Here is a 19651-nt window from a genome sequence, read left to right as displayed (position 1 = left end):
GATTCATATCGGGCCAGTATGGTTTTTATCAATGTTATACTTGACCGCTAACGCCCCAATTCTAACAAACAAGAACAACAATATAGCGGGTCGACCAGTCTCGGCGCACACGGCAGTTCAGTGGCGCGGCACCCCCGGTGTCCGCGCCTGTCTGTCGTTTTGCCAGGCTGGCGGCCGCTCCACTTGCAAAGTACGATGAGCAATCTAAAGATTTACAACACCCTGGCTCGCGAGAAGCAGGTATTCGTCCCGATGGAAGCGGGCAAGGTACGCATGTACGTCTGCGGCATGACCATCTACGATTATTGCCATATCGGCCATGCGCGCATGATGATGGCGTTCGATGTCATCTACCGCTGGCTGAAGGCGTCCGGTTTCGACGTCACCTATGTGCGCAACATTACGGACATCGACGACAAGATCATCCGCCGCGCCGTGGAAAACGGCGAGACGATTTCCCAGCTGACGACGCGTTTCACCCGCTACATGGATGAAGACACGGCCGCGCTGGGCATCTTGACGCCCGACCACACGCCGCGCGCCACCGAATACGTGCCGCAGATGCTGAGCCTCATCGAGCAGCTGGAAGCGAAGGACCTCGCTTACCAGGGCGCGGATGGCGACGTGAACTATGCCGTGCGCAATTTCCCCAATTACGGCAAGCTGTCCGGCAAGTCGCTCGACGACCTGCGCGCGGGCGAGCGTGTCGACGTCAACACGGGCAAGCGCGATCCGCTCGACTTCGTGCTGTGGAAGTCGTCGAAGGAGTCGGAGCCGGAAGAAGTCAAATGGGATTCGAAGTGGGGCAAGGGCCGCCCGGGCTGGCATATCGAGTGCTCGGCCATGTCCTGCGCCCTGCTCGGCGAACAGTTCGACATCCATGGCGGCGGCGCGGACTTGCAATTCCCGCACCACGAAAACGAGATCGCCCAATCCGAAGGCGCATTCGGCCACACCAGCGTCAATTACTGGATCCATAACGGCTTCGTGCGCCTGGACAATGAAAAAATGTCCAAGTCGCTCGGCAACTTCTTCACGATCCGCGAAGTGCTGCAAAAGTTCGATGCCGAAGTGATCCGCTTCTTCATCCTGCGCGCGCACTACCGCAGCCCCCTGAATTACTCGGACGTGCACCTCGACGACGCGCGCCTGTCCCTGACCCGCCTGTACACGGCGCTGGCCGACGTGACAGTGGAAGAGGGCGCCATCGACTGGAACGAAGCCCATGCCGTGCGCGTGCGCGAAGCCATGGACGACGATTTCAACACGCCGCTGGCCGTGGCCGCGCTGTTCGACCTGGCGACGGAAGTGAACAAGAGTAAGTCGCCGGCGCTGGCGCGTCAATTGAAGGGCCTGGCAAGCGTATTCGGCTTGCTCGAGCGTACGCCGCAGCAATTCCTGCAAGCGACCGTCGGCGCCGCTGGCGGCCAGGATGAGGCAGCGGGCATCGAAGCGGCCATCGCGGCGCGCAGCGCGGCGAAAAAGGCGCGCGACTTTGCCCAGTCCGACAAGATCCGCGCTGAACTGCTGGAGGCAGGCATTATTCTCGAAGACAAGCCTGACGGCTCGACCAACTGGCGCCGCGCATGATGCCAACGTCCAGGGAAAACGGGGAAGCGCCGGTAGCGGCGCAGGTGATCCAGGTGCCGCACTACTGGGAAGAGGCGAAGATCGAGCTGATGAAGCGCGACCGCATCATGAAAAAGCTCATCCCGCAATTTGGCGACCTGCACCTGGTCGGCCACAGCGACCCGTTTACCACCCTGGCCCGTTCGCTGGTGGGCCAGCAGATCACGCCCAAGGCAGCCGATGCGGCCTGGAAAAAGCTGCTGCTGGCGTGCCCGAAATGCACGCCGTCGCAAGTGTTGAAGGCGGGCGCCGAGCAACTGGCCGCCTGCGGCTTGTCCAAACGCAAGACCGAATACATCCTCGACCTGGCCGACCATTTCAAGGCCAAGCGCGTGCATGCGAGCCAGTGGGACCAGATGGATGACGAAGCCGTCATCGCCGAACTGGTGCAGATCCGCGGCATCGGGCGCTGGACAGCCGAGATGTTTCTGATATTTAATTTGCTGCGACCGAATGTCTTGCCGCTCGACGACCCCGGTTTGATCCAGGGCATCAGCGTCAATTACTTCTCCGGCGAACCTGTTTCCCGCAGCGATGCGCGCGAAGTTTCCGCCAACTGGGAACCGTGGCGCACCGTGGCGACGTGGTATTTGTGGCGCAGTCTCGACCCTGCAGCCGCCCCTGCCGCACCCGATGCAGCCCCCGGCGCACCAGCCGGTACGGTAAAATAAACATAGATGACGCCGCGCGCCCTGGCGCCGTGGCCGGTAAAACCTGGAGGTACAATGACTAAAACGACTTTCCTCAATTTTGAACAGCCGATCGCGGAACTTGATTCCAAGATCGAAGAGTTGCGCTTCGTGCAAGACGATTCGGCCGTCGACATCTCGGAAGAGATCGACCGCCTGGCCAAGAAGAGCCAGCAGCTGACCAAGGATATCTACGCCAAGCTGACGCCTTGGCAAGTGGCGCAGATCGCGCGCCACCCGCAGCGCCCGTACACCATGGATTACGTGAATGAAATCTTTACCGATTTCCACGAATTGCATGGCGACCGCAGCTACGCGGACGACCTGTCCGTCGTGGGCGGCCTGGCCCGCTTCAACGGCCAGCCGTGCATGGTCATCGGTCACCAGAAGGGCCGCGACACGAAAGAGCGCGCCATGCGCAATTTCGGCATGCCGAAACCGGAAGGCTACCGCAAGGCCATGCGCCTGATGAAAGTGGCTGAAAAGTTCAACTTGCCCATCTTCACCTTCGTCGATACGCCAGGCGCCTTCCCCGGCATCGATGCGGAAGAGCGCGGCCAGTCCGAAGCGATCGGCCACAACCTGTACGTGATGGCGGAACTGAAAGTGCCGCTGATCGCCACCATCATCGGTGAAGGCGGTTCCGGCGGCGCGCTGGCCATTGCCGTGGGCGATGCCGTGCTGATGCTGCAATACTCGACCTATGCCGTGATTTCGCCGGAAGGCTGCGCCTCCATCCTGTGGAAGAGCGCCGAGCGCGCCTCCGACGCGGCCGAAGCGCTGGGCCTGACGGCGCATCGCCTGAAAGCCATGGGCCTGATCGACAAGATCATCAACGAACCGCTGGGCGGCGCCCACCGCGATCCGAAACAGATGGCGACCTTGCTGAAACGCGCGCTGGCCGACACCCTGCGCCAGTTCCACGGCATGAAAACCAAGGACTTGCTGGCCGCGCGCCACGAGAAGTTGCTGAGCTACGGCAAGTTCAAGGAAACCACGCCGAGCGAGTAAGCCGTCGCAGATTGGCGTAGGTTGGCGTAGGTCGGCTTAGCGCAGCGTAAGCCGACAAGACGTAGCCGACAAGACAGTAAAACACCAGGGACAGTCCGCTAAACGACACCATCCGTTTAGCAGCCTGTCCCTCTTTGCATTCCCGGAGTCCGAATTGAAAAAGCAACAAACCGCCACCGTGCCCGATATCTTTGCCCGCGCGCTGGACGCCTGTGCGCTGCCAGCCGGCAGTCCCGTTGGCATTGCCCTGAGCGGCGGCCTCGATTCCGCGGCCCTGCTGCACCTGGCGCATGCCTGGGCGCAAGAGCAGGGCATAACCCTGCACGCCTTCCACGTGCACCACGGCCTGAGCCCGAATGCCGATGCCTGGCTGGCCCACTGCGAACACGCGTGCGCGGGCCTGGGTATCGCCTTCGAGGCACGCAGGGTCACGCTGGAAAAGAATGCGAAGACGGGCACGGAAGAGGCGGCCCGCAAGCGCCGCTACGCAGCCCTGGGCGAGCTGTGCGCCACGCATGGCGTGCGCCTGCTGCTGACGGCCCACCACCAGGATGACCAGGCTGAAACGGTGCTGCTGCAATTGCTGCGCGGCTCGGGCACGGCGGGCCTGTCCGGCATGGATGGCGCCAACAGCGCGCCCGAACTGCTGGGCAATCCGGACCTGATGATGGCGCGTCCTTTGCTGTCCGTGTCGCGCCGGCAGCTCGAAACGTATGTGGCGAAGCATGCGATCGCGCACATCCACGACGAATCGAACGACGATCCCCGCTTTGCCCGCAATGCCCTGCGGCACCAGCTGATGCCCGTGCTGGCGCAGGCGTTTCCCGGTTTCCAGGAACGCTTCGCCCGCAGCGCCCAGCATGCGCAATCGGCGCAGCGCCTGCTGACGGAACTGGCGACGCAGGACCTGGCCGCATGTCTCGACGGTGATTGCATCGAGCTGGCGAAGTTGCGCGCACTGAGCGCGGACCGCTGCTACAACCTGCTGCGCCACTGGTTCGGCACGCGCGGCTTGCGCATGCCGTCGACGGCATGGCTGGCGGAAATGCTGGCGCAATTGCTGGAAGCGCGGCCCGATGCGCAGCTGCTGGTCACGCATCCCGAATGCCACGTGCGGCGCCACCGCGACCGGCTGTACTTGACGCCCAAGCTCGATGACCTGGCCGGCATGCGCGATAAAAGCGATGCGGGCATTCCAGGCCTGGAAAAAGCCAGCCAGCAGTTTGCATGGAAAGGCGAGGCCAGCCTGGCGTTTCCCGCGTATGGCGGCGTGCTGCATTTCGATGCGGTGGAAGCGGATGGGCAAGGCATCGATATTGCCTGGTTGCAATCTCAAACCTTGAGCATCGATTTCCGCCAGGGCGGCGAGCGCCTGAAGCTGGCCCTGAACCGCCCCACCAAGAGCTTGAAATACCATTACCAGGCGTTTGACGTGCCCGCTTGGGAACGCGAACGCCTGCCCCTTGTCTGTGCGGCGCAACAATTGCTGTATGCCGCTGGTATTGGCCTTGACTGTCACTGCCTGAGCTTGCTGGACCGTCCCCGCATCACCCTGCGCTGGCAGTCCTGCTGAGCGCAGGAGCCGCCGCCACGGCCACTCCCAAGGTGGCCGGCGGACGGCTGTACAAGCCAGCTGGACTGCATGGATTGGTTATTTCCATATGTGTAATTGGTATGAGCTAATGCGCTTTTTAGCTTGTTATTTTGCATTGCGGCATGTAGAGTAAAGCCCTCCTTTTTTATTCTTCTTGAGCGGAAACTTCACTCTTATGGCTTTAATCGTCCACAAATATGGCGGTACGTCGATGGGCTCGACTGACCGTATCAAGAATGTCGCCAAGCGCGTTGCCAAGTGGCACGACGCTGGGCATCAAATCGTGGTGGTGCCATCCGCCATGTCGGGCGAAACGAACCGCCTGATTGGACTGGCCAAGGAAATCATGGATCAACCCGATCCCCGTGAACTTGACATGATCGCCTCGACAGGCGAACAAGTGTCCGTCGGCCTATTGTCGATGGCACTGCTGGCGATCGGCAAACAAGCCGTATCCTATGCTGGCTGGCAAGTCGCGATCAAGACCGATTCCGCCTTTACCAAGGCACGCATCCAGTCGATCGATGACGAAAAAGTCAAACGCGACCTCGATGCGGGCAAGATTGTCATCATTACCGGTTTCCAGGGCGTCGACGAACACGACAACATCGCGACCCTGGGCCGCGGCGGTTCCGACACGTCGGCCGTGGCGATTGCCGCCGCCATGAAGGCGTCCGAATGCCTGATCTTCACGGACGTCGACGGCGTCTACACGACGGACCCGCGCGTGGTGTCCGAGGCGCGCCGCCTGAAGACCATCACCTTTGAAGAAATGCTGGAACTGGCTTCGCTGGGTTCCAAAGTGCTGCAAACGCGTTCGGTGGAATTTGCCGGCAACTACCGCGTCCCCACGCGCGTGCTGTCGTCGCTGACCGACCCGATGTTGCCGCTGGAAATAGAAGCCAATTCAGGCACCCTGATTTCGTTTGAGGAAGATACAAACATGGAACAAGCAGTCATCTCCGGCATCGCGTTCAACCGCGATGAAGCCAAAATCACCGTGCTCGGCGTGCCCGACCGTCCAGGCGTGGCGTACCACATCCTGGGGCCGGTGGCGGACGCGAATATCGAAGTCGACATGATCATACAGAATCAGTCGGTGGACGGTAAAACGGACTTCACCTTCACCGTCTCGCGCGGCGAATACACGCGCGCGCTGGCCGTGCTGGAAGCGAACCGCGAATCGCTGGGCGCGGCCAGCATCACGGGCGACGCGAAAGTGTCGAAACTGTCCGTCGTCGGCGTGGGCATGCGCAGTCACGTGGGCGTCGCATCGCAAATGTTCCGCACCTTGTCGGAAGAGGGCATCAACATCATGATGATCTCCACTTCCGAGATCAAGATCTCCGTGCTGATCGATGAAAAGTACATGGAACTGGCCGTGCGCGCGCTGCATAAAGCGTTCGAGCTGGAAAAAGCTTAAATATCCAAAAATATTGCCCTACGCCCTTGACCAAAGGGGGGGCAATCGATATTATGACGTTCGTCGCTGCAGCGCAGTTAGCTACAGAGACATAGTTGAGTAATCAGCTAGGAGACGTGGCCGAGTGGCCGAAGGCACATCCCTGCTAAGGATGCATACGGCTTATACCTGTATCGTGGGTTCGAATCCCACCGTCTCCGCCAGTATTTTTAAAAACCCGCTTCGGCGGGTTTTTTCATTTCCGCACTCCGGAGACGAGCAAAGCGCCTGCGCGCTTTGCGCGTGGGATTCGAAACCCTCGCGCCTGCAGGCGCGTGGCGCTCCGAATCCCCATCCCACCGCGCTGCGCGCGGCCGTTGGCCGCACAGCGGCCAACGCCGTCCCCTCACCTCAGGCACTGGCGGCCAGCTCCCCTGCCGGCCTCTCCGCAAGCCGCGCAAATCAGAAACCAGAAACCCCAAAATACAACAAGTGATTTAGTGTGAGAATTGACTCTTTGTCATCATGGATAATGGCAATGTTAATAATTTAAAAAAATTACATGCATGGCCCAGCCATGCGTCCATTGCCGAGTCCAATCAAGGAGTTGTCATGTCCTATCGCCTTCCCCGCAGGCACGCGTTGCTGTGCCTGGCCGCCGTGCCGTTCGCTTGCGCTGCCGCCTTCGCTGCGGAAACCAGCGTCAATCTCAATCTCGACCTCAACCTGAAATCCCTGCCCAACGTCGAGCTGCGCCTGATGCAGGAGCCGCCGAAACTGAAGGCGCGCGCCCGGCCCGCCACGCGCGCGGCGAGCAAGCGCGACGAGTACGAAAAAGCGTACGACCTGTACATCCGCTACGCCAACGGCACCATCTATAACCCGACCACGGCCAAGTACGACAAGGTGCGCCTGCGCTCGTACCAGCAGACGAGCGGCCTGGCGCTCGATGGCCGCGATGAGAATGCGGCCACCTTCATGGCGCCCACCGTGGTGATGGCGCCGGGGCAAACCGTGCGCTTCAGGCTGTACAACCAGCTGCCCGCGCTGCCGGCCGAGCAGTGCGCGACGGACGATATCAATGCGCCGCGTCCGCCTGGCTGCTTCAACGACACCAATCTGCACTCGCATGGCTTGTGGGTCTCGCCTTCGGGCAATAGCGACAATGTGCTGATCTCGATCAAGCCTGGCGTGGATTTCGAGTACGAATACAATATTCCCATCGACCATCCGGCCGGCACGTTCTGGTATCACCCGCACCAGCATGGCGCGACGGCGATGCAGGTCGCCAGCGGCATGGCCGGCGCGCTGGTGGTCGAAGGCGACCGCTATCCGACCGACAAGGCAAATGGCGACCTCGACGTCGTGCTGAAGCAATTCCAGCCCGACGACGGCAGCGGCAGTGCCGGCGAAGTGATGCTGCTGCAGCAAATTCCCTACGACTGCCCCAGCAACAGCCTGACGCCACTGAAGGCGTGCGACAGGGAAGCGGTGGGCATGCTGGAGGATTTCAAGCAGGTCAAGGATCCTGATGCCTGGCTGATGTCGGGCCGCTATACCTCCGTCAACGGCAAGGTGCAGCCGGTGATGAAAATGGATACGCAGCGCCTGTACCGCTGGCGCCTGATCGACACGGGTTTCCAGGCGTCCGTGGTGCTGCGCATCCGCCGCGCGAACGATCCGCAAAAGCTGCTGAAGGCGCTCAGCGTGGCCAACCAGGACAAGGACGTGATGGAGCTGTGCGATGGCGAGGACGTCACGCAGTTCGAAGTGGCCAGCGACGGCCTGACGCACGACAGGATCATCCCCAAGACCCTCAATTACCTGCAGCCGGGCTACCGCAGCGATATCCTGTTTTCGCTGCCGAAGGCCGGCGCGTATTGCGTGTATGCGGAAACGAACCTCAATAACATGACGACGATGCATGACGTGAACAACACGCGCCTGATCGGCGTGATCACGGCCAAGACAAGCGCCAAGGCTGCCGCCCGCGCCAAGGCGGGCGAGTCGCCGCGCGATTTCCTGCTGGCCGAGTTGCGCAATGCCGTCAAGCGCCTGCCCGTTGCGCAGTTGCCCGACAGCGTCAAGGGCACGATCCTCGGCGACCTGGAGAATGGCCTCAAGCTCGCCAAGTTTGTCCCGCATGCGGGCTTCAGCGCGGAAGCCAAGGAAACGATGCGCGGCAAGAAGAAGGAGTATGCGACCTTCAATATTGCCAAGCTGGATGGCAAGGTCCGTTTCATGGTGGAAGGCAAGCCGGAAGACTCGCCGGACCCCGACGCGAAATACGCCTACGATCCGCACCGCGTCGACCACACGCTGGTGCTGGGTACCGAGCAGATCTGGGAGCTGGCGTCGAAGAATGGCAGCCATCCCTTCCATATCCACGTCAACCCCTTCCAGATCATCGGCATCACCCGCACCGACGGCGGCACCGTCGATGCGCAATACAAGGATCTGGTCGGCACCTGGAAAGACACCTTGCTGGTGATCGAAAAGCACAAGATCGAAATCGCCACGCGTTACCAGCGCTACATCGGCGAGTACGTGCTGCATTGCCACATCCTCGAGCATGAAGACCAGGGCATGATGCAAAACGTCAAGGTGGTGCTGCCGGATGGCAAGGGAGGCGGCGACGTGGGCGGACACGGCCATTGATTGTTCCTGCCGGGAGTGCGCTGGCCGCGCTCCCGTCTTCCTCAACCTGTCTCTGGAGCATCTGTCCATGTTACGCATGAAAACCCTGACCTTTTCCCTGCTGGCCGGCCTGGCGCTCGCCGGCGCCCATGCCGGCGCCGACACGGGTACCCTGGCTGTCGCCCGTTGCAGCCCCGAGGCGCTGCCCCCGGTGGAGCAGGGCGGCGCGCGCGTCGTGCGCTACCGCAAGAACATCGATGACCTGACGCCCGCCGAACTGGCTGCATTCAAGCATGCGGTGAGCGAGATGAAGCGCAAGAGCCAGGAAAACGTGTATGACCGGCGCGGTTTTTTGTGGCAAGCCTGGGTGCACAACTGTCCTTCCGTCGACGTGTTCAATGACCGCAAGGCGGCCTTGCCCGGCGACGGCTTGAAGTGGCTGCTCAGCGACCCGACGCGCAACAGCTGCGATGTTGCGTATTTCCTCGACAAGCCGCCGACGGAGGCAAATTCCCATCCGGAATTCCCGGGCGAGTGCGAACACCAGAAAAACACCTTCCTGCAATGGCACCGGGCGCAGCTGTATTTCTATGAGCAAGCGTTGCAGGCGGCCGACCCGAACGGCGAACGGGGCCCCAGCACGCGCAACGTCGCACTGCCGTACTGGAACTTTACCCGCAAGCCCAGCGGCATGCGCTACCCGAAAGCCTTCGAGGATGCCGATTCGCCACTGTACGATTCGACCCGCATCAAGGGTAGCCTCGACAGTTCCATGGCCACCGCCTCACCGAACTTGCTGGGCTATCAGATCTATTACATGGACTGGAACGATTTTGGCGGCGACGAGTATGGCAGCGGCGGGGGCGGCAACCTGGAAACGCGCATCCATAATCACATGCACGCCTTTTACATGGGCGGCAACATGGGCGACAACATCACGGCAGGCCTGGACCCGCTGTTTTACGCCTTCCACAATTTCCTCGACTACAGCTTTGAAAAATGGCTGGACGAGCATGGCGACAGCGGCATCCGGGGCAGCGGCCGCAGCACCTTCCTGCGCAGCGAGCAGGATGCCGACCTGGCCAGGCCCGTCGGCTGGAGCGCGGGCGATGGCGATCCCCAGCGCCCCGATTCGGGCAGCTACACGGCGAACATGGGGCAGGCCGAGATTTATTTCGACACCATCAGGCAGGGCTATGGCTTCCAGCCCACCTATGGCGGCGAGTTCGTGCGGAAAAAGGACTTGCAAGCGCTGATCGACGAGCGCCAGCGGGCCGGCTTTGCCTTTGGCGACAACCAGAAAAGCCTGTTTGCCGCCCTGTTGAGCGACCAGGCCAGCGATGGCACGCTCGCCAGGCCCGACATCGTCCTAGGCGGCGCCTACACGATCGCCTCGGCGCCCGTGGCCAAGGACAAGCGCGCGACGCTGCACCTGGACCGCGCACATGCCATGGAAGACTACAGTTTCCAGGCCGATGTCTATCTGCATCCTGCGAACGTGGCCGCGCAGCTGGACGACAAGCGCTTCCGCGACCGCTACCTGATCACCAGCACCAGCCACTGGGCCTTGTCCGGCACGCATGCGCACAAGGCCTACGCCATCGACGTCGATATCACCGGCATCGTCGACAGCCTGGTACCCCGGAAGCGGGGCAAGACCTGGCAGATCACGGCAGCCATCACCACCAACGACAAGGGCCGCGGCCTGATCCGGCAAAGCGATTTTTCCCGCCCGGCCGTCGTCATCGTCGACCGCCGGCCGCCTCCCCAGCCCAGCTATGAAGGAGTGAAATGATGAGCGCACCGACAAGTTTCAAGCGCGACGTGCAAGGCCTGTTTTCCCGGTATGTCGCGGACATGAACAAGGTCAAGCTGAACAACCCGTCGTCGTCGGGCGTGCGCGTGCTGCGCCTGAACGAGTATGAGAGCGTGAAGGATTTCCATTACCAGATCCAGGTGGCCCTGCATGGCTACGACTACGACAGCCGCAGCGATACGTGGCTGGTGAGCGCCGAGCACCGCCTGCTGGTGCAGGGCGGCAGGGCGGGCGAGTATGTGCGCTCCGCGCCCCATCCCATGCCGCCGGACGGGCCCATGCCGCAGGAGGGCATCGACATCTTCGACCAGTGGGTCAGGGACGGCATGCAGCCGTAAGTCCAGCAGCCTCGTGCCTGGCGGCACGGACATCTTCGATTACCAGGAGTTCAGCATGGCATATACCGCGTTAAGAATCCATCCGGCCATCGGCATCGCCCGTGTCGGCAACAGCGAAGAATATTATCTGGGCCCGGAAAGCATGGCGGGCATGGCGTTGCCGGGCAAGACATGCACGGGCGGCTTGCCGATCCGGCCGGGCACGGAAGACACCACCATCGTCAGTACGGAGCTGCGCGACGCCAGCGGAAAGCTCAAGCGGCAGGCGGCCCGTTTCCGGATCTTCCAGTATGCGTTCGACGAGGCGGCGGGACTGGAGACGTATCCGCTCGGCAAGCGGGGCACGCCGCTTGAAGTGGCCATCGGCAGCACGGTCGATGGCAAGCTGGTCAAGGACATCGTGTGGACCGTGCACCTGGCCAACAAGAAGGCCAATAGCTGGGTGGGCGGCGACGGCGTGGCGCCGTTCGAGCATGGCCGCGCGCCGCTCGTGCGCAACCGGGACTTCATCGGCCAGAACACGCCGGACGACCCGCAGCGCCTGAAATTGCTGGTCATCGATGCGGGGCCGCGCGCCGTCCTGGCATCGCGCCAGGCCGTGGTGCAGTTCGACGCGGCCACCGAGCCTTCCTGCGCGGATGCCGACAGCGGCGCCGTGTGCGCCTTGCCTGCCTATCCCGTGTCGTTTCCCCGCGGCGGGACACCGGGCGCGGATGGCCATGGACCGGGCGCCATCATCGCCTCGCTGGGCGCCATCACGACGGAAAAAAATGGCCGCCTGCTGGTGCTGGGCGGCTACGGCAAGGCCTGCGGCTTTGACGCGCAGGGCAATTACTCGGCCAGCGCCGCGCTGGGCGACAACGTCAACAACGATCGCTGGTTCGACGACGTGGCGGACGGCCCCGTCACGGCCAGCCTGGTGTTCGCCGACGGCAGCAGCCGGACCGTCGAGGGCAGCGCCTGGGTGATCTCGAGCGATCCGTCGTATGCGCCGCAAACGGCTAGCGTGGTGACGCTGTGGGACGACCTGTATTGCACCTGGCTGGAAAAGATGGCGCTGCGTCCCGCCATCTATGCGCAGGGCAGTTATCAGGCCGGCTACCGCTGCCATTTCGGCAGCGAAGTGCAGCCCGTCCTACGCGCCGCCTCGCTGCAGAAGTGGACCACGAGCCTGCCGCCGCGCGCGATCAAGGAGCATGACCGGCTGGGCAAGATGGCCGTCGACGGCTTGCGCGGCTACCGCATCATGAACTTCATCCGCGATCCGGACCAGCCGGAGCTGGCGACGGCGATACCGCAGATGCCCTTGTCGCTGGGCGACGCGGGCAGCGGCTTGCTGTCGCTGACGCGCGCGCAGTATTTCTTCATGAAGCAGTGGTCGCAGGACCGCTATGCGCCAGCCGGCAGCGATGTTCCGCTGGGCGCCGGCGAGGCGCTGGACCGCACGGTGCTGTTCAACTGCCTGGGCGGCCGCTACAGCCCGGGCATCGAAATGGGGTTTATCGTGCGCGACCCGGGCCTCTACCAGCAGGCGTGGCAGCGCCATGACAGCGGCGGGCCGTTCCGCATCAACCGCGAGCGGCTCGATTACCGCAAGGCCGTCAAGGACCGCCCCTTCCTGGCGGGCGGTTACACGCCGCTGCGCGCCGGGGCGGTGCAGCCCGGCGACCTGTCCAAGTTCATGGCCCTGCCGTGGCATACGGATTACAACTCGTGCGCCACGCATTTGCCGGAAACGCCGCCCGAGCGCCAGCTGCTGAATAATCAGGCGGCCATCGATGCGGCCACGGCGACGCCTGGCAACGGCATCAACACGCTGCTGTACTCGTCCTGGCCGGCGCAGCGGCCCGTGGCCGTGTACACCTACGACGACGTGGTGGCCAGCGGCACGGCGCTGCCGACGCCGCGTTTTTCCGTGCGGGGCAAGGGCACGCGGGCCGATGGCCTGCCATCGACCACGCCCCCCGACGCGGGAATCGACCGGCCTGCCATGCAGGTGGGACGCTATCAGGACCGCGCGCAGTTCCTGCTGAACTGGCCGCGTATCGGGGTGGTGGTGCAAAGCACGGCCATCCCGCAGGCGCAGGGCAACAAGAACATCTGCCACGACTACTACCTGGAAGTCGAGAGCCTGTTCGACAGCGATGAAAGCAATCTGGTCGAGTATTGGCGCAACACGGCCATCGACAAGGTGTACCGGCCGAAACCGAAGCCCTGATGCAGGCGGCCGCAGAACATCCCGGCGCGCCAGCACCGGCACCAGTACCATCGCGGCAGCGCTACCGGGTCGCCATCGTGGGCGGCGGCCCGGCCGGCTGCGCCTGCGCGCTGGCGCTGGCGCAGCATGGCGTGCACGACGTGCTCGTGATCGAGGCGGGCGACTACACGCCGTTCCGCATCGGCGAGAGCATTCCGCCCGAAGCCAACCGCCTGTTCCAGGCGCTGGGCATTGCGCAGGATTTTTTCGCCGAAGCGCACGCGCCTTGCCATGGCAGCTGTTCCTGGTGGGGCAGCGACAAGCGCGGCTACAACGACGCGCTGATGCATCCGCTGGGCCATGGCTGGCACCTGGAGCGTTCCCGCTTCAACGGCTTCCTGGCGCGGCAGGCGCGCTTGCGCGGGACGGAAGTGCTGCTGCACGCCAGCCTGGCCGCCTCGGCCCCGGCGGACGGCGGCGGCTTTGCGCTGCAATTGGCGCTGGGCTGCGCGGCGCAGCCGCGGCAGGCCACCATCCATGCCGACCTGGTGGTCGACGCCAGCGGCACGCGCGCCGTCTTCGCGCGCCAGCGCGGCAGCCGCAAGGTCGAAACGCTGCCGCTCGTATGCCTGGCCATGCGCTTCGCTGTGCCAGAGGGCAGCCGTTCCGGCCTCACGCACCTGGAAGCGGTCGAACATGGCTGGTGGTATGGCGCCCATCTGCCCGACGCCACCTTGCTGCTGGCGTTCTACAGCGATGCGGCCACCGTCAGGGCGCAGCGCCTGCAGCATGCGGGCCGCTGGCTGGCATGGCTGGCGCAGGCGCCCAACACGGCCGCGCTGGCCCGCGGCGCGGCGCCGCTGGCGGGCGGCGTGCAGAGCTTTCCCGCGCCGTCCTATTGCCTGGACCGGCTGCATGGCGACGGCTGGCTGGCCATCGGCGACGCCGCCTCGGCCTTCGATCCCGTCACGTCGCAAGGCATCGTCAAGGCGCTCGCCAATGGCATGGCGGCCGCTGGCGCCATCGCCGGCCACGCCAGCCTGGGCGCCGTGGCGCAAACGGTGGCGCACCGGTATGCGCAATACCTGGCGCTGCGCCAGCAATACTATGGATGGGAGCAGCGCTGGCCCGCCGCGCCGTTCTGGCGCCAGCTGCATGCCGGCGCAGAGGCGCCGGCCGTCTAGTTCCGCGTCAGCGCTCCTGTCGCCGCTGCGCCTCGCGCTCCAGCGTATCCTTGCCGATGATTTTCAGGCTGGCGCCGCCCTTGAAGGGCAGCGTTTCCTCGCTGCCCGCCAGCTCGATGGCGGCCGAGACGCCGATTTCGGCCGTCACGTCGACGAAGTCCTTGCGGAACATGCGCAGCTCGGTATGCTTGATGATGCTTTGCAGCGCAATCGACTGGCCCGGCGCGATCGTGGTGAAGGCGCGCTTGAGTGCGTGATTGGCCAGGCCCGTCTTCAATACCTGGCTTTGCTCGCTTACGTTGTCGATCAGGCGCATATTGGGGCCCCGCGCCTGCATGTAGGTGAGCGGATAGCCGACTTCCCCGTTGCCGATATTCTTGATGAGCACCTCGATGCGCATGTCGCTGCCCGTGAAAATGCAGGCGGGATTGTCGATGCAGTGGGCGCTGATGGAGAGGATTTCGTTCGGCATGGCGTTTCCTGGGAGTTGTAGGGACACTGCGAGCAGTGCGATTAGGAGCCGTTCAGGATGATATCGCATTTGATCTGCCGTCCTATTTTCGTCCGCAGCAAGTCCTGTACTTCGATGGCGATCTGCCAGGCATGCCGGTCGCGGATGACGATGGAGCCGGCAGAATTCATGATGTTGGCCGCGGCCGGTTCCGGTTCCTCATCGTCCGACAGCGAAGGCACGGGCGCATCCCAGGTACCGTCCGGCTTCTTGTATTTGACGGTCTCGTCGTCTCCTTCCACATACGAGTATTCATCCGGCAAGCCATAGCAGTGACCGAATTCATGGGCGTGCGTCTGGCCATCGGTCGAGGCGGACACGTCGATGATGGTCCCCGTCACGCTTTCGCGGTCGTAGCGTTTGTGGATCTGCATGACGTAGTGCTCGTTGCTCTCCACATACACGACGCGGTAGATGATGGGCAGGGTGCGCGTGCCGCATTCCGGATCGCTGATTTTCATCTGGAATTTATTGTTCCAGTGGCTTTCCAGTCCCGTGGTGGCGATGCCCTTCACGTACTTGATGACGGCGGCGCGCTGCTTGGCCCGCGTGGCGGCCTGCGGGGTGCCCCTTTCGCGGTCTTCCAGCGCCTGGTCGGCCGGCTCGAGCACCGTGATCACCTTGACGCGCAATTCGGCAATGATGCCGGTATTCGATTTCACGGGCACGTAGATCTTGTAGCGCACGTTGTCGAAATAGTTATGCGGCGCGCCGCTGGCGCCAAACGTGTTGTTGTAGCGGGGTACGCTGGAGACGGAGATCTCCTTTTCATAGTCGGCGATCCAGCAGGCGGGCCGCTTGATCAGCACTTCCTTGCGCTGCTTGTTGTCGACGGGGCTGGTGCTCGACGTGGCGCGGTCCTTGAACCTCGGTTCCGGCCTGGCGGGCGGCACATGCTGCGGCGCCTTGGCCGTCGTGCCTGGCGCGGGCGCGCGGCCGGCCGGCACCTGCGCGGGCGCTGGCGGCTCCGGCGCGGGGGCAGGGGCGGGGCTCTGCGCCTCGTCGGGCGCATGGCCCGGCGATTTCAGCAATTCGATCACCAGCGCCTCGACGGCGGCCGCGGCGACCACGTGCGTCAAGCCCTTGTCGTCCGTCATGCCCGTTTCGTACGTACCGTCGGCGCGTTTCACGCGGTACGGCTGGCGCGGCATCAGTTCGCCCGTGTCGCGGTCTTTCAGCACGAAGCCTTCGTCGAACAGTTTCAGGCGGCTGTCCGGCAGCGGCGGCAGGCCGGCGGCCGCGCTGGCACCGCCGTTGAAGACATGCTGGCCGCCCTTGACGGTAAAGTTGCCCGGGCACTGGAAGGTGATGTCGCCGCCCTCGAGCGTGATTGACGACTGGCCCGCCTGCACGGTGATCTTCTGGTTGGCCTTGATCTCGATGACGTCGCTCACCGAGATCACCGTGATGGACTTGTCGGCCAAGATCTCCAGCTGGTCGGTATGGGCTTGCAGCGAGACGGGGCCGTTGCCCGCGATGGCGGAGATGCCGCCATCCTGGCTGAACAGGGTAGCCGCATGGGCCGCCACCGAAGCGACGGTATGGCCGGCCGCCAGGTGCAGGTCCGTCTGCGCCGTTGCATGCAGGTGCTGGCCCGCGAACAGCACCGTCGAGGCGGGCGTGGCCCAGTTGATGCTGTTCGGTCCTTCCATCAGCACCAGCGGCTTGGCGTAGCGTTCCACGGGCTGCGCGGCATCGGGCGCGCGGGCGCCGTTGCCGGCCTTGAAGGCTTCGTGGCCGCCCACGCTGTCCTGGTATTTGCCATCCTGCTGCGGGTCGATCTGGCCCGCCAGGTCCAGCTGCGCCTGGTTGGCATCCTTGCTGACCAGCGCACGCTGCTGGCCTGCCGCCACGGCCGTCGCCTTGCTCAGTTCACTGGCGCCGCGCAGCAGGTTCAGCGCTTCCTTGGTGTCGAGCTGGGTCGACGCGACGCTGCTGCCTTGCCGTGCGCGCGCCGTGGCCGACAGCAGCAAGCCTTCTCCGGCGCGCAGCATGGCCCAGGCGTCGGTGCGCAATTCGAAGCCGCTGCCCCGGTAGACGCCCCGTTGCGCGGACGCGGCGCCTTGCTGGACCAGGTAGCCCAGATTGAGTTCCGTGGCGGCGCTGCTCGAGGCCAGCCGGGTACGCAGCTGGCCCGGCGTATCGTCGAGCACCCACTGGTTGTAGCCCGCGCCGTCGAAGTTGCTGCTGTGAATGCCAGACAGTACGCCCGCGTGGTTGACATTGGCGTCGACGCCGGCCGCGTACGGTGGCGCGTCGCTGCCCGTGTACAGCTGGGCCACCACGAGCGGGCGGTCCATGTCGCCCTCGATGAAGTCGACCAGCACTTCCGTGCCGATGCGGGGCGTGAACTGGGAGCCCCAGTTCGGGCCGGCCAGCGCCTCGGCCACGCGCACCCAGGTGCCGGACGCTTCATTGCCCGGCGCGTTGCCTTGCTGGTCCGTGTTGTGCGCCAGGCCGCCCGGATTGGCGGCGGCGCCGCGCTGCCAGGCAAACTGGATGCGCACCTGGTGGTCGCGCCCGGTGGTGGCCACGCTGTCGGCCAGGCCGACTACCAGCGCCGTCTGCGGCCCCAGCGCCACGGCCGGCGCCCGTTCGGCCGTGGCGCGCGGCACGATGGCCACGCTGCTGCGCACGCAGCCGAAGGTGTTGCGGTAGGTGCCGGCCTCGATCTGGCCGGTGATCCAGTCGGCCACGCCGTCCAGTCTGGCCACCTTGGCCAGGCGCGACAGCGCGCCCGTCAATCCGCCCCCGGCCGGACCCGCCGTGTTGCGCGCCTGGTGCTCCACCCACAGCACGCTGAACTGGTTGGCGCCGTCGGCATACTGTTCGTGCTGCAGCAGGCGGAAGGCGTGGCCGGCAGCCAGCCGGCGCACGGCGCCGGCGCCGTCAAATTGCTTGTTTTCCAGTTCCAGCGCCTGCAGCATGCGTGCGCCGTGGGGATCAGCCGCGGCCCGGTCGGCGTGGCGCCGCTCGCCCGCGCCGTCATACACAGCCAGCTGCGGCAGCGTGCCCGCATCGAGGCTGGAGGCGTGCTCGGCGGCTGGCGCCGTCACTTGCTGCGGGTCCCAGCTGCTGATGCCGACGGCGTTCGACTGCACTTGGCGGCGCGCGCCGAAGCTGTCGATGGCGTCATCGCTGTCGCTGGCACGCACGCCGTGAAAGCGCAGCTCGGCCCCGCCTGGCGTGTCTGGCGCGCTGGCCTTGCTGTCGAAAATCACCAGCGTGTGCCTGGATTGTCCCTGGCCTTCGCCGCCATCCTGCGCGCCGCCCGGCTGCTCATGCTCGAAGCGCCAGTTCAAGCCTTCGAAGGCCAGCACCCGCGCCAGGAAATCGAAGTCGCTTTCGCGGTACTGCGTCCAGACGGCGCGCGTGGCCAGCGGCTGGCTGATGTCGATGCGGTGGCGCACTTGCGGATAGTCGGCCAGCAGTTCGCCGACGATGTCGCGCGCATTCTTGTCCTGGAAAATATAGCTGTCGCGGCGCAGGCGCAGCAGGGCCAGCGCCGGTTCCAGGCGCAGCCGGTAGCGCGCCACGCCGCCATCGGCGCCGAGCCAGGCGCAGTCCGTGCACAGGCCGTGCCAGGCGCGCTGGCTGCCGTCGGGCTGCAGCAGGGTGAGCGTCATTTCCTCGCCGATGAACGACGCCAGGTCGAGCGACGCGGCCGTGCTGAGGGCGTCGACATCGAAGCGGAACAGTTCGTTGACGGCTTCGCGGCCGTCGAACTGTTCCGCCATCAGCGATTGCGCCTGGTCCGAAGGCTGGGCCGTCGCCAGCCCGATCAGCCGGGCATGCTGGCTCAATCCCGTGCCGAACTGTCCCTGCGGCTCGCTGCCTGCTTGCGCGTCGCTCATCACGGCAAGGTGATGCTCAGGTTGGCCACGCGGGGCGCCAGTTTGACGATATCCTGGTAGGCGTGCATCTGCTCTTCCGTATTTTTCGCCAGCGTGGTGCGCAAGCCCAGGTAGCCGAGCGCGCAGATCAGCGCGAACACGGAGCACAGCACCCACAGGGGCACATTGTTGCGCAGCTTGTGGATGATCTGGTCGGGCCGCTCCGCATGCGGCGCGAAGCCCGTCTTCTTGCCTTTCATCTGGGCGATTTCATCGCCCAGGCGGGCCGTCAGGTAATTGAGCTTTTCCGGGCCTTCGAGGATGTAGCGGCCCTGGAAACCCAGCAGCAAACACATGTGGAACACTTCAAGCGCCTGCAGGTGGGCGCTGCCGCGCGCGCGCAGCGCTTCGAGGCGGATGAAGAAGTTTTCGCCGGCCAACTGGTCGCCGAACAGGACCAGCTGCAAAGGACGCCGCGCCCATTCGTCGCGGATGCTGTAGGGCGAGCGCAGGATGATTTCGTCGACGGCCGCGCAGAACGCATACTTGGCCGCGTCGATGTCGTCGGCCGAGGCGCCCTGTTTCTTTGCGCCGCGGCCGAATTCTTCCAGGAAGTGCGTCATCTTGGCGATGAAATCGGCATTGTCCTGCGGGCCGCTGCCGTTCTTCAGCATGAACAGCGCGTAAAAGCCGTCGTACATCAGGTCCATCAGGGTGTGTTCGGTACCGGGGCCGGCCAGCACGCTGGCCGAGTAGGTAGCCTGGCTGCCGGACATCAGGGAAGGGGGGGCGGAGAGGTTCATCGTTTCA

At 64.2% G+C, this 19651-nt stretch carries 13 protein-coding genes and 1 tRNA gene; 11 read left to right on the top strand and 3 right to left on the bottom strand.

All coding sequences use genetic code 11. The annotated features are described in order from the left end of the window. The first annotated feature begins 195 nt into the window (after window positions 1–195). The 11 genes from cysS (at window position 196) to VPH41_RS16940 (ending at window position 14497) form a co-directional block, all read left to right on the top strand. Complete coding sequence (gene cysS, locus VPH41_RS16990) at window positions 196–1590, top strand: cysteine--tRNA ligase (RefSeq protein ID WP_328570889.1); 1395 nt, start codon at window positions 196–198, stop codon at window positions 1588–1590. After that, entirely contained in the window at window positions 1587–2300 is a 714-nt protein-coding gene (locus tag VPH41_RS16985; RefSeq protein WP_442906278.1) for a DNA-3-methyladenine glycosylase family protein, read from the top strand. Before cysS ends, VPH41_RS16985 begins: the two co-directional genes overlap by 4 nt. Window positions 2301–2354: 54 nt before the next feature. Then, window positions 2355–3329 carry an acetyl-CoA carboxylase carboxyltransferase subunit alpha gene (locus tag VPH41_RS16980; RefSeq protein ID WP_034756951.1) on the top strand — a complete coding sequence of 325 codons (975 nt, stop codon included), beginning with the start codon at window positions 2355–2357 and terminating at the stop codon, window positions 3327–3329. Between the two features lie 154 nt (window positions 3330–3483). Next, window positions 3484–4902, top strand: a complete 1419-nt coding sequence (gene tilS / locus VPH41_RS16975) for a tRNA lysidine(34) synthetase TilS (protein ID WP_328570888.1) — start codon at window positions 3484–3486, stop codon at window positions 4900–4902. Window positions 4903–5098: 196 nt separating this feature from the next. Continuing rightward, a complete protein-coding gene (locus tag VPH41_RS16970) occupies window positions 5099–6346 on the top strand; it encodes an aspartate kinase (RefSeq protein ID WP_034756957.1) in 1248 nt (415 codons plus the stop codon). A gap of 110 nt (window positions 6347–6456) precedes the next feature. Further along, window positions 6457–6549 (top strand) — tRNA-Ser (locus VPH41_RS16965). 388 nt (window positions 6550–6937) lie between these two features. Next, the gene (locus VPH41_RS16960; protein WP_328570887.1) at window positions 6938–8983 is read left to right on the top strand and encodes a multicopper oxidase family protein; all 2046 of its coding nucleotides are present in this window, start codon (window positions 6938–6940) and stop codon (window positions 8981–8983) included. Window positions 8984–9050: 67 nt separating this feature from the next. Next, entirely contained in the window at window positions 9051–10757 is a 1707-nt protein-coding gene (locus VPH41_RS16955) for a tyrosinase family protein (protein ID WP_328570886.1), read from the top strand. Then, on the top strand, window positions 10757–11116 hold the full coding sequence (locus tag VPH41_RS16950; protein WP_328570885.1) for a hypothetical protein: 360 nt from the start codon (window positions 10757–10759) through the stop codon (window positions 11114–11116). The genes VPH41_RS16955 and VPH41_RS16950 overlap by 1 nt, the downstream gene beginning before the upstream one ends. Before the next feature lie 55 nt (window positions 11117–11171). Continuing rightward, entirely contained in the window at window positions 11172–13334 is a 2163-nt protein-coding gene (locus tag VPH41_RS16945) for a LodA/GoxA family CTQ-dependent oxidase (RefSeq protein WP_328570884.1), read from the top strand. Further along, window positions 13334–14497 carry an FAD-dependent oxidoreductase gene (locus VPH41_RS16940; RefSeq protein WP_328570883.1) on the top strand — a complete coding sequence of 388 codons (1164 nt, stop codon included), beginning with the start codon at window positions 13334–13336 and terminating at the stop codon, window positions 14495–14497. Before VPH41_RS16945 ends, VPH41_RS16940 begins: the two co-directional genes overlap by 1 nt. A 7-nt stretch (window positions 14498–14504) precedes the next feature. On the opposite strand, the gene VPH41_RS16935 is transcribed toward VPH41_RS16940, so the two are convergent. From VPH41_RS16935 to icmH, 3 genes are read right to left on the bottom strand one after another with little or no spacing between them, the layout of a single operon-like run. Beyond that, on the bottom strand, window positions 14505–14969 hold the full coding sequence (locus VPH41_RS16935; RefSeq protein WP_328570882.1) for a hypothetical protein: 465 nt from the start codon (window positions 14967–14969) through the stop codon (window positions 14505–14507). Window positions 14970–15010: 41 nt separating this feature from the next. Further along, window positions 15011–18862 carry a type VI secretion system Vgr family protein gene (gene tssI / locus VPH41_RS16930; protein ID WP_328570881.1) on the bottom strand — a complete coding sequence of 1284 codons (3852 nt, stop codon included), beginning with the start codon at window positions 18860–18862 and terminating at the stop codon, window positions 15011–15013. Beyond that, window positions 18862–19644 carry a type IVB secretion system protein IcmH/DotU gene (gene icmH, locus VPH41_RS16925; RefSeq protein WP_328570880.1) on the bottom strand — a complete coding sequence of 261 codons (783 nt, stop codon included), beginning with the start codon at window positions 19642–19644 and terminating at the stop codon, window positions 18862–18864. The genes tssI and icmH overlap by 1 nt, the downstream gene beginning before the upstream one ends. Between the last annotated feature and the right edge of the window lie 7 nt (window positions 19645–19651).

The organism is Janthinobacterium sp. P210006 (assembly GCF_036231885.1).
In the GTDB taxonomy this organism is placed as follows: Bacteria; Pseudomonadota; Gammaproteobacteria; order Burkholderiales; family Burkholderiaceae_D; genus Janthinobacterium; species Janthinobacterium violaceinigrum.
Note: the sequence above shows the minus strand (reverse complement) of the source record. Positions and strands in the feature narration are given on the sequence as shown.